Annotated in this window: 12 protein-coding genes and 1 pseudogene; 2 read left to right on the forward strand and 11 right to left on the reverse strand. The window is 68.6% G+C overall.

Annotated features, from left to right (window positions below):
* Window positions 1–230: IS3 family transposase (locus G555_RS0116345; protein ID WP_028709719.1), on the reverse strand; the 230-nt coding region annotated here is incomplete at its 3' end.
* Between the two features lie 78 nt (window positions 231–308).
* On the opposite strand from G555_RS0116345, the gene G555_RS23265 reads away from it, so the two are divergent.
* Both G555_RS23265 and G555_RS20775 read left to right on the forward strand, forming a co-directional pair.
* The gene (locus G555_RS23265; RefSeq protein WP_281168210.1) at window positions 309–437 is read left to right on the forward strand and encodes a hypothetical protein; all 129 of its coding nucleotides are present in this window, start codon (window positions 309–311) and stop codon (window positions 435–437) included.
* Between the two features lie 36 nt (window positions 438–473).
* Window positions 474–1,202: a site-specific integrase gene (locus G555_RS20775; protein ID WP_245581307.1), complete on the forward strand. Its 729-nt coding sequence runs from the start codon at window positions 474–476 to the stop codon at window positions 1,200–1,202.
* Here the strand turns inward: G555_RS20775 and G555_RS0116360 are convergent.
* The 10 genes and pseudogenes from G555_RS0116360 to G555_RS0116405 all read right to left on the reverse strand — a co-directional run.
* On the reverse strand, window positions 1,159–2,886 hold the full coding sequence (locus tag G555_RS0116360) for a serine/threonine-protein kinase (RefSeq protein WP_156887630.1): 1,728 nt from the start codon (window positions 2,884–2,886) through the stop codon (window positions 1,159–1,161). The two genes, G555_RS20775 and G555_RS0116360, sit on opposite strands and share 44 nt — an antisense overlap.
* Before the next feature lie 31 nt (window positions 2,887–2,917).
* Window positions 2,918–3,769 (reverse strand): hypothetical protein, encoded by an 852-nt coding sequence (locus G555_RS0116365; RefSeq protein WP_028709686.1) that lies wholly within the window; start codon window positions 3,767–3,769, stop codon window positions 2,918–2,920.
* Entirely contained in the window at window positions 3,766–4,527 is a 762-nt protein-coding gene (locus G555_RS20780) for a helix-turn-helix transcriptional regulator (protein ID WP_036923605.1), read from the reverse strand. The genes G555_RS0116365 and G555_RS20780 overlap by 4 nt, the downstream gene beginning before the upstream one ends.
* A gap of 295 nt (window positions 4,528–4,822) precedes the next feature.
* A pseudogene (locus G555_RS22060) lies at window positions 4,823–4,936 on the reverse strand (DUF255 domain-containing protein); the annotation flags it as partial.
* 77 nt (window positions 4,937–5,013) lie between these two features.
* Window positions 5,014–5,172 (reverse strand): helix-turn-helix domain-containing protein, encoded by a 159-nt coding sequence (locus G555_RS22065; RefSeq protein ID WP_084635355.1) that lies wholly within the window; start codon window positions 5,170–5,172, stop codon window positions 5,014–5,016.
* 48 nt (window positions 5,173–5,220) lie between these two features.
* Window positions 5,221–6,051 (reverse strand): class C sortase, encoded by an 831-nt coding sequence (locus G555_RS0116385; protein ID WP_245581308.1) that lies wholly within the window; start codon window positions 6,049–6,051, stop codon window positions 5,221–5,223.
* 64 nt (window positions 6,052–6,115) lie between these two features.
* On the reverse strand, window positions 6,116–7,840 hold the full coding sequence (locus tag G555_RS0116390; protein WP_028709688.1) for a SpaH/EbpB family LPXTG-anchored major pilin: 1,725 nt from the start codon (window positions 7,838–7,840) through the stop codon (window positions 6,116–6,118).
* Between the two features lie 2 nt (window positions 7,841–7,842).
* A complete protein-coding gene (locus G555_RS20785) occupies window positions 7,843–8,916 on the reverse strand; it encodes a class C sortase (RefSeq protein ID WP_211223300.1) in 1,074 nt (357 codons plus the stop codon).
* A gap of 86 nt (window positions 8,917–9,002) precedes the next feature.
* The gene (locus G555_RS0116400) at window positions 9,003–10,637 is read right to left on the reverse strand and encodes a SpaH/EbpB family LPXTG-anchored major pilin (protein WP_036923617.1); all 1,635 of its coding nucleotides are present in this window, start codon (window positions 10,635–10,637) and stop codon (window positions 9,003–9,005) included.
* Between the two features lie 76 nt (window positions 10,638–10,713).
* On the reverse strand, window positions 10,714–13,471 hold a 2,758-nt coding region (locus G555_RS0116405), incomplete at its 5' end, for a DUF7927 domain-containing protein (RefSeq protein ID WP_169337946.1).

Genomic DNA, 13,471 nt, shown 5'->3' on the forward strand with positions numbered 1-13,471 from the left:
TGCTCCAGCAGCCGGATCCGCTTCCGCGCCTCCCGCAACTCCACCGAGTCCACCCGTGAGGGGCCCGGCTTCGCCCCATCATCGATATCGGCCTGGCGCAGCCACTTGAACAAGGTCATCGGATGGACACCGAAGTCCTTGGCGATCTGTTCGACCGTCACGCCTGGCTCGCGGCCACGCGCGACCCGAACCACATCATCCCGGAACTCCTTCGGGTACGGCTTGGGCACAGCAACATCCTCTCAGGCCACCCTCCCGGGCAAGCCAGATCAGTTGTCACCTATCCGTGCAGCAGACCCCCCCGCACGATGGAGCAGCGGGAGTCACGGCTCAACGCCCACATCCTGCCCACCATCGGCGGTGTGCCCGTCGCGAAGTGGCGGGTGGAGCGCAGTCGTCTCGTGATGGAGAAGGGCGCGAAGACGATCTTCTCCTAGCGTGGCCGCGAGGACCTGCGCGGCCAGCTCGCAGCAATGCGCAAGCTCGGCTGGCTCGACCGAAGCATCGACCCCCTCGACGGCCTGGAGATCGGCAAGGCCAACGTCCTACACGGAGCGACAGCCCAGTACGTCGACCCGAGGCTCCGCCCAGAGACGCGCCAGGTGAAGGCAATGGCCGACGCCGCCGACAAGCTCTGCGGCCCCGACGGCACAGACCCGCTGCTGACCCGACTCCCGCTGTTCGGCACGAAGGTCCGCGTCGCCGGCTTCGGCGGCCTCCGCCTCGGCGAGCAGAACGCGCTCCGTGCGGTCGACGTCTTCTTCGAGCACGGCTACGTCCACGTCAACGGCGCGTGGATCACTCCGCGCGGTTCCGCAGGCTTCCGTGGCTCAGTGAAGAACCACACCCTCCACGAGGTGCCGCTCCCGAAGTCGCTCATGCAGGACGAACTCCTCCCCCGCGTCAAGGACCTGCTCGGCCTGCCCACCAAGGCATCCCTCCAGCAGGTCGTCAATGCACAAGACGAGGAACGCCAGCGGCGAGCGACCCTGGCAGCGAAGGAGAAGGACAGGAACCTAGCGTGGTGGAACCGCGGACGTAGTGATTCAGCACCTCCTCCCTCAGCCCAAGCGACGGCGGGCGGGGTGAGAACCGGTTCCCGCCTGAGTCCGCCACTGAGAACACTGGAGGAAGCACCACGCCGCTTGACGCCCTTCATCAGATGTCTCGAAGACCAAGGACTTTGGCCAGGGTGTTCCTAACGTCGAAGCCAAGGTCCAGCGTGAGCTGTGTGATCCCACCAGCATGCACGGCATTTCGGAACATGTCGCTCACGTCGGCTTCGAACATGGAGCCAGGATCCGCGAGCCCAAGGGCGTGCTCTTGGAAGCGTCGATACTCGCTCTGCGTGCGGAACATGATGGCGCACCGCCCGTCATCGGTCCTTGTGACAGAGACGCCCCACGAGTCCTTCAACGCTTCCAACACCGGGCCCGGGTCCATGACAGCTAGAGCCTGGATGAAGAGATCTGCGTCATCGTCATTCTCGTCGAATGATGCCGAGCGCCACCAGCTGATGCCGATGTGGCCGGCGAGGTTTTCAATCTCCCTGACGGACGACACGTGCGACGCAAGGTACTTGACCAACCAGAGTATGGGGGCGTCCAGCACGTTCTCATCGACTTTAGACACGGTCCGACGAGCGTCCGCAAGGATCTCCTTGCAGTGGTAGTCGGCGCAAGATGCAAATGTCTTCAGGATGCGGCCGCTCAGGTCATGGGGCGGTGGGAGCGGGCGGTCCGACACGACAGCCTGCGCCTGTTCATACAGGCCCCTGTGCTCGGGGTCATTCTCGATGTCGAGAGGCTTGTAGGACCTGCCGTGTTTGTAGACGTTGCTCTCGTAGTCAAACTTTCGCTGGCACAGAGCGAGCAACTGCGACTGGACGCACAGGTTCTTCAAGAAGGCATCAGCGACATAGCCCACGCTCATATGCCAGTTCCCGTTGTACTGCTCGAGCTCGTCTGGCGCCTTCGTGGCGATGAGGCTCGTCGCGTACCAGATGTCTTCGCTCGCTTGCCGAACCAGAACGTCGAGCCGGTCGGCGTCGAGGAGCCGGGTGTTGCCATCTAGCCGGAGCGCCTCTTCGATATCGGCGATCTCCTCGTTCTTCTTTGCCTCGAAGAAGCGGATGTCAGTCAACACGTCTACGACGCTAGGCCGGTTGGCGGGGCTCTGCGCCAGCATCCGCGCCACGATGGAGTCGAGGTAGGACAAGTGTGGGTACGACGCCTCAACAGAGGCGTAGCTGGGACCAGCAGGCACCTCTCGGGTGAAGCACTCGTTGGCGACTAACCCCAGGGCGTAGATGTCGGCCGCTGGTCCGACGTCTCGGGCGTCGCGCCCTTTCTGTTGCTCGGGAGCGCGGTAGTCCCGGTTGCCGACCAGATCGCCGGCCGACGTCAGGGCAGAGTCCGCGAAGTGAGCGATCCCAAAGTCTGCCAGCGCCGCGGACGCACCATCTACGAGGATGTTCTCCGGCTTGATGTCGCGATGCACGATGCCTTGCTCATGCGCGAACTGGAGGGCCTCTCCAATCTGCTCGATGTACGACAGCAGCGTCTTTGAATCCGCCATCCCTCGATCGATGACGCTGCGGAGGGTGTCCGGGTAGTACCGCATGACGTAGAAAGGACGGCCCCCGTCTTCGCCTCTACCGAGGACAGGCACCACATGGTCGTGTCCGCAGGTTTCTTGAAACGAGGCCTCACGCTCGAATCGTTCGATCTTGCTGCGATCGTCACTAGGTCGGAACACCTTGACCGCCCAGGGACTTGCTTGCGCCTCTGCGAGCCACACATCGCCGGACCCACCACCACCGACAGTCTCCTGCAACACGTATTCGATGCCGGCGCACATCAGCCTGCGCCCTTTCTTCAGCGACAACGGCGACCCTCTCCCTTCACGGCGCCCATCTTCACTCGCCTCCGAGGATGTCGCGCCAGACCTCGAATACGCGGTCGATCTCGGCCGGGTCGACGAAGGTGTCGAAGGCTAGTTTGGCGCGCTCGACGCTCACCGGGTCGCGCAGGACACCTGCCGTCCATTCGACGCTCTGGCGGACATCCAGCCCGACGTCGGCGTGATCAATGAACTCCTCGATCACCTGATTCGTCTCGGCAGGATCCGCAACCGCCATCAGACGCCACAGGTCGCCGAGGTCCTTGTCACGGACGGACCCCTTGCGTGGCTCCCGCAGGCGCTCACCGACCTTCGAGCCCTTCGCCAAGATCAGGGCAGGGATCTCGGCGACGAAGATCTCAGCCGAGAGGCGCGGGTCAGCAAAGTCCGTGATCGTCATTCGTGAGCGGTTGAAAGCGGCAAGCTCCAGGCCGAGGGCGTTGCCGACGGCGAGCTTGCCGTGCGCGGACTGCAACACCGGAACACCCCGCTTGGTCCGGCTCGCCGTGCCTGAAAGCCCGTGTGGAGCGAGCAGGTCGATCTTCTCGCGAAAGGACCGAGTGCTGTCTAATTCCTCGTATGCCTCTCGGCCCCACAGTCCGGGCCGTGCTGTGGTGCGGTGCTCGTAGCTCGCGCCTGCGAGCAGCGTCTCGATGCTCGGCAGATCCCCGACCAATCCAGGCGTGACGCCGAGGTCGCCGTCGCCGGTCGGCATCCTCGGCACGTCGAGATCCATCGTCCGCAGCAGGACGGCGTGGGCGCCGACCAACGTCAGCGACTCGGCGTGAGCTGCCAACACCTCGACGACGTTGATGATCGCTCGGCGGCTCCACTCGATCTCGGTGCGTGGCGCCTTGAACTCCGTCATGCGACTCGCCGTCCCACAAGGATGTCGGCCTGCTCGGCCATGCGGTCGACGCCGCCGTAGGCGTCGAGGACGACTTGGTCGCGCGCAGCAACGGTGATGCCGTCAATCGTGGTCCGTCCGAGCTCGCTGACGCCGTCGAACGGGATCAGCGTGACCCGCATCCCGAACGAGCCAGGCTGCTTCCGCTCAAGGCCGGCGGCTTCGGCCGCTCTCTCCAGATCCTTGACATAGAGGACCGGCCACGCCTCGCCTGCACTGGAGCGGTAGATATTGGCTCCCGTGTCGCCAGTTACGGCGTACTCAACGCCCGCAGCCCCGAGCGCCTCCGCGATGTCGTACGCCGTCGAACCTTCCTTGAAGTCGACGGCACCCGGACGACGAGTGAGGCGCGCAGCCCTGCCAGCCCGAAACAGTAGGTCGGCTTCCTTGCCGCCGACCGCACGGCCATCCACGTCGATGAGCCCGATCCGAGCCCAGCGCTGCCGCCACGCCTCAACACCCGGCGTGACCGCGACGCCAAGCTTCGGTTCGAGCACCAGTCGCGCAGCGGCGATCGCGCTCACGTCCGCCGTCCCGATGAAACCGATCGGTTCCCCCAGGACCGCCATGATCTCCTGCGCCAAGTCGAACGACGGGCTGACCTGGCCGGCCTCGATCCGAGTGACCGTCGTCGGAGCGACGTCAACCAACGCCGCGAGTTGGCGGGCGCTCAGCCCGTTCACGCGGCGCAGGGTCGAGATGCGCTCCGCAAGGTCCATGACACCAGTCTAGGGCAGTGTTGCAAATCTGCAACATGTGGAAATCGGCCGAAAGCTAACCCGTCTCCACGACCTGTTAGCTGACCTCACACATCACCTGAACACGTGCGGCAAAACCCCTTCGAGCCCTGCCACTGGCCGTCAGCGGCAGGCCAAAGTGATACACGGGAGTGATACACGAAGCCTCGGAAACGGTGTTCAACGGCGATACGGCGTGAACCGAGTTGACGCGCCGCACCCACTCTGACCTGCGGTCTCGTCGAAACCCGTCAATGACCGTCTACGCGACTCCTTCGTGGCACCAGTGGCAGGCGGCGTACCCGACGGACAGAAGGACCGGCACGTCCCGGCGGCGGGCCTCATCGAAGGCGTCGGGACCCCACTCCCACCAGTCCACCGGATTCTCCAGGGCAAGGAGCGCCGCCTCGACGGCACGGGCTGGCCGTGGCGGGTGCGCCTCTACGGACCTGCTCCGGGCGAGACCGGCTACCAGAGAATCCGCCACAACACCTTCAGCGACGGCGACTTCACCCCGCGCTCGTACGCCGACAACGTCGCCGGCGACGTGCGCGCCATGTTCGCGAACTCGGCCTGTGTCAGGCCCTTCGCCAACCGCGCACGGGCGGTCACAGACGCCTTGCCCACACCACCAACATATCCAATCGGATGTTAGCGACCTCGAAAACGGACCAATCACGCCGCCGACCGCGGTCGCGTGAGGACGGCGGCAAGCAGGCCTGCTGCCGGCAGCGCGAACGACCACCAGGGGAAACCGGGCCCTGGCACGCCGCCCATCCCGCCGTCGGGGGTAACCACCTCAGGAGTCGGGATCCGCACACCCCGCACCAGCAGCCGGTGGGTGTTGATGCCGGTCGGAGTGCACGTCACAAGCGTCACGTAGTCGCCGCCGGGAACCTGCTGGAGCGCCTCAAGATCGTCGGGGGCGACCGTGAGGATCTGGTCCACCTGGTAAGTGAGGACATCGTCGAGTACCCGGATGGTGAACGTGTCGCCGAGTTCCAGTTGGTTCAGGTTGGTGAACAAGGTCCGGGCGACGAGTCCGGAATGCGCAGTGAGCACCGCGTGGGTGGAAGGACCACCGACGGGGAGGCCGGAGCCGAAGAGGTGACCGACGCCCTTGTCGAGAGTCTCTGGGTCGCTGTAGTGGAAGACCGGCAGGTAGGCCCCGACGTCCGGGATCGAGAGGATCGCCATCTGCCCTGAGTTGTCGGGGTTGAGAACCGCCTCATAGCGGTCTGCGGCCTGCCGGGTTGGGTCTCCTCCCGCTCCGTAGGGGTCGCGCAGCGGGCCGGCGGGCAACTGGCTGTTGTACTCCCTGGCTTCGGCCAGCATGGCCTGCTTCTCGGCGGCCGGAAGCTCTGCCACCCGGTGCACGTACCCCGAGAGTTCGGCCGCCTGGTCTGCCTGGGAGAACCACTGCGCGGCTGTCGGATAGACCAGCACACCCGCGCCAAGGATCGCCACCAGGACGATCACGGTACGAAGCAGCGACCACCTGCCCACCAGGTGTTCCCACCGGCTGACGGGGGCCTTCACGGTACGTCGACCGGCTGCCGCTGTTCCCATCTCACACTCTGTCCGTGCCCGGCGCCCTCACGAGACGGGCCTCGTCTTCCGAACCTGAGGCGCGACGCCGGCGAGACACCAGCAGCACACCCCCGGCAGCCAAGCCGGCGACCAGGAGCACGCCAGCCACCAGCACGGGCAGCAGGTTGCCGCCGGCGAGCGCGCTGCCACCGGTACTCGCGCTCGGTCCGCCGGGCCCAGTCGGCGTGTTCTCCACGATGTAGCTGAACTCCGGCCCGTCCCCGGGGCCGTCCACCACGATCGGCGTCACGCCCTCCATCCGCTGATACCCTTCGGGCGCTCGCAGTTCTGCCAGCCAGTACTGCACGGCGCCCGGCTCGTCGGCCAGACCGTTGCCGTTGGTGTCACCGAGAGTTCGACCGTCGGCGTACCACGAGTACCGCAGTCCACTGATCACGACCGCCCCCTCCGCATCGGAGGTCCACACGGTGTGGCCGTTCTCCACGACGCCACCGACGTTCACCGCCGAGTCGAGATCGGGAGCACCGTCCGCCTCGAGCTTCGTGACGACGACGAACTCCGCACCTGCGAGATCGGCTCCGCTCTCGGCGTCCACCTTGTGCAGCCGGACGCCTCCCCAACGCGAGTCCACCTCGTTGGTGACCAGCGGCCCCCCGGGCTCGCCGGGCTTCAGGCCGTGTGACGCCTCGTTGGGGAAGACCGTCGCCTGGTTCGCGATGATGCCGTCTCCCAGCGCGGTGACCGTTGTGCTCAGCCGCCACTGAAGCCGGTTGCCGGTGTTCGCCATGAGAGTGTTGAGCCCGCTTTGGTGGGAGCTGCTGAACTCCAGGGTGTAGGTGGCCCCCTTGTGGGACAGCGCGTAGTCCGCGCCCTCCGTCAGGGAGGCGACCTGTGCTCCCTTGGCGTCGACCACCGTCACCACGGAACTGAGGTAGGCGAGCCGGGCATCGAGTGCGTCAACCATGGTGAAGCGACCGATGTAGGCGCCCTCGCGGGCTCCGTTCGCTGCGGTGTCGGTCGTGTCGCCGTCTCCATTGAGGTCGACCGGGTCGCCTGCGATGTCGGCGCGGATGGTCCAGGTGACCGGGTCACCGAGGGCGGTCGAGGCTGCGTCGGAGACGGTCTTCTCGGCAGTGCGGAGCTGGTTCTTCGGATAGACGTGGACGTCGTACACCCAGGTATCCGGCGCGTCGCCGACATGCTGCGTGACAGGCACCGTCACCAGGAACGGGGCCGAGGCCGAGGCGCCGGCAGGGAAGCCGGTCTCGGTCACCAGGTACAGCCCCACGGCGAGGCCGGCGAAGGCCAGGATGCCGTCGGTTCCGGTCTGCCCGGTCTTGGCCTGGCCGAGCGTCAGCGGACCGCCCGCACCGGACCCACCGCGGTAGCCCGTGATGGACGCTTCCGCCGCACGGGGGCTGAACTCGGTCGCGAGTCCTTCCGCGGCGAGCCACCCGGCGTTGGTGTGCAGATCGATCCCGGTGACCTGCCGAACGGTGAAGGTCACCCCGGCCACCGGTTCGAGGCCGGCGAGCTGGCCGGTCGGCAGCTCACTGCCGTCGGCAGGCAACCCGGACGCCACGTCGGGCTGGGCGAGCTTGTGGATCGTCAGGCTGCCGCTGCGTGCATCCGGCGGAATGACCGGGGCGGCCATCGCGGCGGGCGCCATCGCGACCGCGAGGCAAGCCGCCACGAGTCCTGCAGCGAAGCCCAGCAGCCCTCTGGCGCCTGTCGTCCGCGTCATGGTCATTCCTCTTTCTCGTACTGCCGTTGCCATCGCGAGTCCGCTTGGCCTGTGTTCGCGGAGGCAGGCTCGCCGGCAGGGAGCCCTTCCTCGGGGTCCTGTCCGCTCACCAGATCCTGTTCCGGCGGCTCGTCATCGCGACGAACGGCCCCGGCAGGCCGGCTCGCGGCGGACCGCCTTGGGGGCCGAGTCGCCACGACAGCCAGCAGCAACGCGAGCGGGAGCGGGAACACCCACCACGGGAAGCCGGGCCCGGGAACCCCGCCGATCTGCCCGTCACCGGCCGCCTGCGCAGGAGTAGGGACGCGGACGCCGCGCACCAGCAGCCGGTGGGTGTTGATGCCGATCGGGGTGCAGGTCACCAGGGTCACATAGTCGCGGCCCGGAGTCCGCTGCAGCGCCCGCAGGTCGTCGGGCTCGACGGTGAGCAGTTGGTCGACCTGGTAGGTGAGCACCTCGTCCAGCACCCGGATGGTGAAGGTGTCACCGACCTTCACCTGGTTCAGGTTGGTGAACAGGGTCTGCGACACCATTCCCGAGTGCGCGGTCAGCACTGCGTGGGTCGACTCCCCGCCGACCGGCAGGGAGGATCCGAACAGGTGACCGACCCCGGCGTCCAGGGCCGCCGCGTCCGTGTCGTGCAGGATCGGCAGAGCGGCGCCGATCGCCGGGATCGAGATCGTGCCCATGGTGCCGTCGCGCCCGAGATCCAGCAGCCCTTCGTAGGCGGCCCGTCCGGCGCTGACGTCGACCGGGCTGCCGTCGGCGTTCAGCGCGTACGGGTCGCGCAGTGGCCCGTAGGGCAACAGGGCGTTGAATGCTCGCGCCTCGGCGAGCCGCTGGGCGCGTTCGGCCTCGGGCACCTGCTCGGCGACATGGGCGTAGCCGGTCACCTCCGCCGCGTGCGCGGCGTCGGAGAACCACTGCGCCGCCACCGGGTAGGAGAGCACCAGGGCGCCTCCCACGGCGAAGGCCACCACGAGGCTGCGGAGCCGGGACCACGGTCCGATCAGCCGCCGCCAGCCCGAGCGGGCGGCCGGAGCCTCGGGCCGCGGGGTCTCCACGGTCATGGTCATCGCTCACCCTCCTTGCGTGGTGTCGAGTCTGAACCGAATGGTGGCGGTGGTGGGCCGTCGCCGCGGCGACGGCCCACCACCGGTGCTCAGTGCCGAGCCGCGGAACGCCTGCGGTTCACGACGACCAGCACCACGCAGAGGCCGATCAGCAGCGCGCCGCCAACAACGAACAGCGCGGTCCCGGTGCCGCCGGTCAGCGGCAACTGGAAGCCGGCGTTGTCCTCCACGTTGGTCACCTGCAGGACGGGCGCGTCGGCAGCCAATTCGCTGACCTGGAACGGAACCGGCTGCGCCAGCAGGCTGTAGCCTGCCGGGGCCTCGATCTCGACCAGCCAGTACTGGATCGCCTTGTCCGCGGTCGCCAGGCCGGTGCCCGGGTCGACGCAGTCGGCGATGTCGGCACCGTCGGCGTAGCAGGAGTAGCGCAGCCCGCTGATCGCGACCTGGCCATCGGCGCCGGACTCGAAGACCGTGGCCGCGCCGGAGGCCGGGGTCTGGCCGTCGATGGTGGCCACCGTGGTGCCACCCAGGTCGACGGCGGTGGTGAAGTCGGGCGCATCGCCGATCAGTGCGGTGACCACGACGAACTTCGCCCCGGCCAGCTCGCCACCGGCCGGATCCACCTTCTTCACGGTGACGCCGCCCCACTTGGAGTCCACCTCGTTGGTGGTGAGCGGAGGGGTGGTGCCGTCGCCCGGGGTCGACGTGTAGGAAGCCTCGTTGGGGTAGACGACCGCCTCGTTCGGGATCACGCCGTCGGCGCCCAGGGAGTTCACCGTGGTGTTGATGACCAGCTTCAGGTACTTGCCGTCGGCGGCCACCAGCTTGTCCAGGCCGTCGGCCTTGCCCTTGAAGTCGATGACGAAGGTGTCACCGGCGGTCGCCGGCTCGGTCACCGCGAAGTCGGTGCCCTCGTCCAGGGTCGCCACCTCGGCGCCGGCGGCATCAACGATGCTCGCCTCGTAGCTGACGTAGTCGAGCCGGGAGTCGAGGGCGTCGGTGATCTTGAAGGCCTTGATGCCCTCGGGGGCGGGGTCGGCCTGGATCTCGGCCAGGATGGTCCACGTCACCGGATCGCCCAGCTTCACCGAGGTCGCGTCCGAGACGCTCTTGGTGGCGGTGCGGGTCTGGTTCTTCGGGTAGGCGTGGACGTCGTACAGCCAGGTGTCGTCGGCGCCCGAAACGTGCTTGGTGACCGGGATGGTCACCAGGAACGGCGCCGACGGAGTCGCGCCCGCCGGGACCACGGTCTCGGTCACCAGGTAGAGCCCGATCGGCAGGTCCGCGAACGTATGGGCCCCGTCTGCCCCGGTCGTGCCCGACACAGCGGGGTCCAAGGTCAGCGCGCTGCCGGCGCCTGCCGGAGTGAAGCTGGTGACCGAGTCCTCCGCGTCGGCCGCGTCGAAGGCCGCGGACAGGTCCTGGGCGGCCTCCCAGCCGGCGGCGGTGGACAGGTCGATCCCGCCCACCTGCTGCACGGTGAAGGTCACCCCGGGCAGCGGTTCCAGGCTGTCGAGGCCGGAGGTGACTTCGGTGCCGTCGTTCGGCAGCCCGGTCGCCGCGTCAGGCTGGGCGTACTTGTGGACGGTCAGCGAACCGGTGGCGTCCGGATCAGGGATGGTCGGCGCGGCGGCAGCCAGGGGGGCGGCCAGCGCCGCCAGCCCCACGGCCAGCACCCCTGCGGCGAAGGCCCGCAGGCCCTTGCTCGGCTGGTATTTCATGTTCTTTCCTTTGTGTTTCTTCGTGGTCAGGATCGTGCGGTTCATCGTGTCGTGGTCGTGCCCCCGAGGGGATCCGTCATCGCGCACCCCCCTCACGTGCCCTGCGGCGCTGCACGCGCGCCGCTTCCGCGGCTGCCGCGAACAGCGCGACGGCCAGGATCCAGAACGGCGCCAGGCCCGGCCCCCCGGCGGCGGGCAGCACCAGGGCGGGCACGTCGCGCACCTCGATCACCGAGAAGCCCCCGGTCGCCTCGCCGGGTGTGCCCGCCACCGCCGTCACCGTCCGGCTCCCGGCGCCCTCCAGCACGGTGACCGCACCGGTGTCGTCGATGCTGAACTGCGCCGGTTCGACGAGCAGGGCGAAGCCCTCGGGGGCGTCGGTCTCGACCAGCCAGTAGGTGCCGGCAGGCAGGGCGTCGAAGCGCCACAGGCCGGTCACCGGGGAGCCGGCGTCGTCCACGGCCTGCCCCGTGACACCGACCGGGTCGCCCGGCGTGCCGTTGTCGTCGAGCAGCAACTGCCAGGCGGAGCCGTCCATCGCCACCTCGGCACCGGATGAGTCCTGCCCCAGCTTCTGAACGAAGACGGAGTTGAGCACCGTGTGGTCGGTCGAGACCGGGGGCGGGGTGATCGCCGGCGGGGGCGTGTCGGGATTGCCCGGGGCGTCCGGCGGCACCGGCTGGGCCTGAGAGGTCACGGTGTTGTTCACCACCGTGCCGGAGGCCACGGCGTCGGCGACACGCACCGAGTAGACGATCTCCACCCGCTGGCCCACGGCCAGCGTCCCGGTCCAGGTGAGCGTCTCCGAGCCCGCGGCGAGATCCCACGACAACTGGCCGGTGGTGGCCGCCGCCGAATCGCCCTGGTCAGGGCCGAGCACGGTCGCGGCCGGGGCCGCGACGCCGTCGGTGGCCACGGTCACAAGGACGGCGTGGTTCAGCACCTTCGCCAGGTCGTCGGTCACCGTCACCGGGTCGAGCGGGGTCGGCCCGGTGTTGGTGCCGGTCACCGTGTAGGTGACGATCCCGCCGCGCGGCACCGAGGACCCCGACGCCGGGCTCGCCGTCTTTGCCAGCTCGTAGCCGGCGTCATAGAGCGTGTGCTCGGTCTTCGAGGGCGGCGGGGTGATCACGCAGTCGGAGGCGGCGCAACCCGGCGGCGTCGCCTCGCCGGCGGCGGTGTTGGCGAACCGGCCCGGCACCTGCGCGTCGTCCTTCACGGTGGCGCTGTAGCTGATCACCACCGACTGCCCGGCCGCCAGGGTTCCCGTCCACCTCACCTGCGGAGCAGCGGCCGCCGGGTCGAAGGTCAGGGTGCCCGAGGTGTTGGCCTCCGCACCCGGGCCGACGACCGATGCCTGCGGGGCGAACACCCCGGACTCCGGGATGCTCGCAGACCCGAGCACCTCGGTGAGGTCGTCGGTCACGCTCACCGGGTTCAGGTCGGTGTTGCCCGTGTTCTGGCCCACCACGGTGTAGTCGATCCGCTCCCCGGGGCGCACCCAGCCGCCGGGGACACCGGTCTTGTAGACGGTGAAGCCGGGGTCGGGCTCGGCGACCGCCGACGCCTGCCACGGGTCGGTTCCGGTCGCCGGCACGCCGGTGACGGTGCCGACGCCGGTGACGCCGAACTCGTCGGTGTGGGTCTGGCCGTCGGCCAGGCCGGGCAGCGTGCCGGTGAAGACCAGCGTCTTGCCGGGGGCGAGCACCAGCGCAGAGGGCGGCTGGCAGTCGTCGGCCCAGTCCTGGGCCACGCCGTCGAGGGTGCAGCCCGTCCAGGTGACCTTCGGCCCGGCGGTGGTGTCGTCGGTCCAGGTGAAGTCGCTCAGCGGCTCCTCGCCGGTGTTGGTCACGGTGACCGTCACCGGGGTGGTCGCCGACACCTGGTCGCCGGTCGGCACCGTCAGGGACGCCGGCTCGCCTGCCGAGGAGGTCTTCACCACCGTCAGGGCGGCCCTGGTGGCCATCACGCCCGCGTTGACGTTCGGCGTGCCCGCCTCGGGCACCGACACCACCGGGGTCTGGCCGGAGGCCCGGTCGGGGAAGGACTTGGCGGCCAGCGGCCCGGAGGCGTCCTGCAGGGTGAACCCGTAGTACAGGCCGCTGCCGGCGGGCGGCACCGGACCGCCCTTGGCGTCGAACTGCACCTGGTAGCCGTCGCCGATCGGCAGGTTGTCGAACCGGTAGCTGCCGTCGGCGGCGGTCACGGTCTCGCCCATCAGGGTGCCGTTGCGGTAGAGCTGCACGGGCACCCCGGCCAGCCGCACCGTCTCGGAGGCCTCCATGGTGCCGTCGGCGTTCGCGTCCACCCAGACCATGCCCGAGAGCCAGCCCAGCGGGTCGGTGGTCGCCTTGATCTCGACGGGCACCTGGTCGCAGGAGTCGGCGAAGGCCGGATCACCGTCGACGGTGAACTTCGGCTGGTCGCCCACGTCGGTGTTGCAGGTGGGGTTGCCGCCGATGCCGTCCTGGTCCGGGTTCGGCCCGGGGTCGGCCGGCAGGTCGGGGGTGGCCTTCGGGGTGTCGTCGGAGGTGAACCAGGCCTGGTTGAGCACCCGGAAGTCGGCCGCGGCCTTGTTCACCGTGCCCTTGACGAGCACCTGCAGCGACGCGCCCATCGGCAGGTAGTCGACCGCGTACTCCCGGTCGACGAAGCCGTCGTGGCGAACCTGCGAGGTCGGCGACAGGTAGGTGTCCGCCGGGGCTGCCTGCGAAGTCAGCACGAGCTGCGGCGTCGACGCACTCGCGGTCGATTCCGTCCCATCGCCCAACGAGAAGTTCATGCCGCTTCCCCAGGCGTAGACCTGGCCGTCCGTCGTCAGCACATACCCGCCG

Source organism: Propionicicella superfundia DSM 22317, assembly GCF_000423465.1.
GTDB classification, from domain to species: domain Bacteria; phylum Actinomycetota; class Actinomycetes; order Propionibacteriales; family Propionibacteriaceae; genus Propionicicella; species Propionicicella superfundia.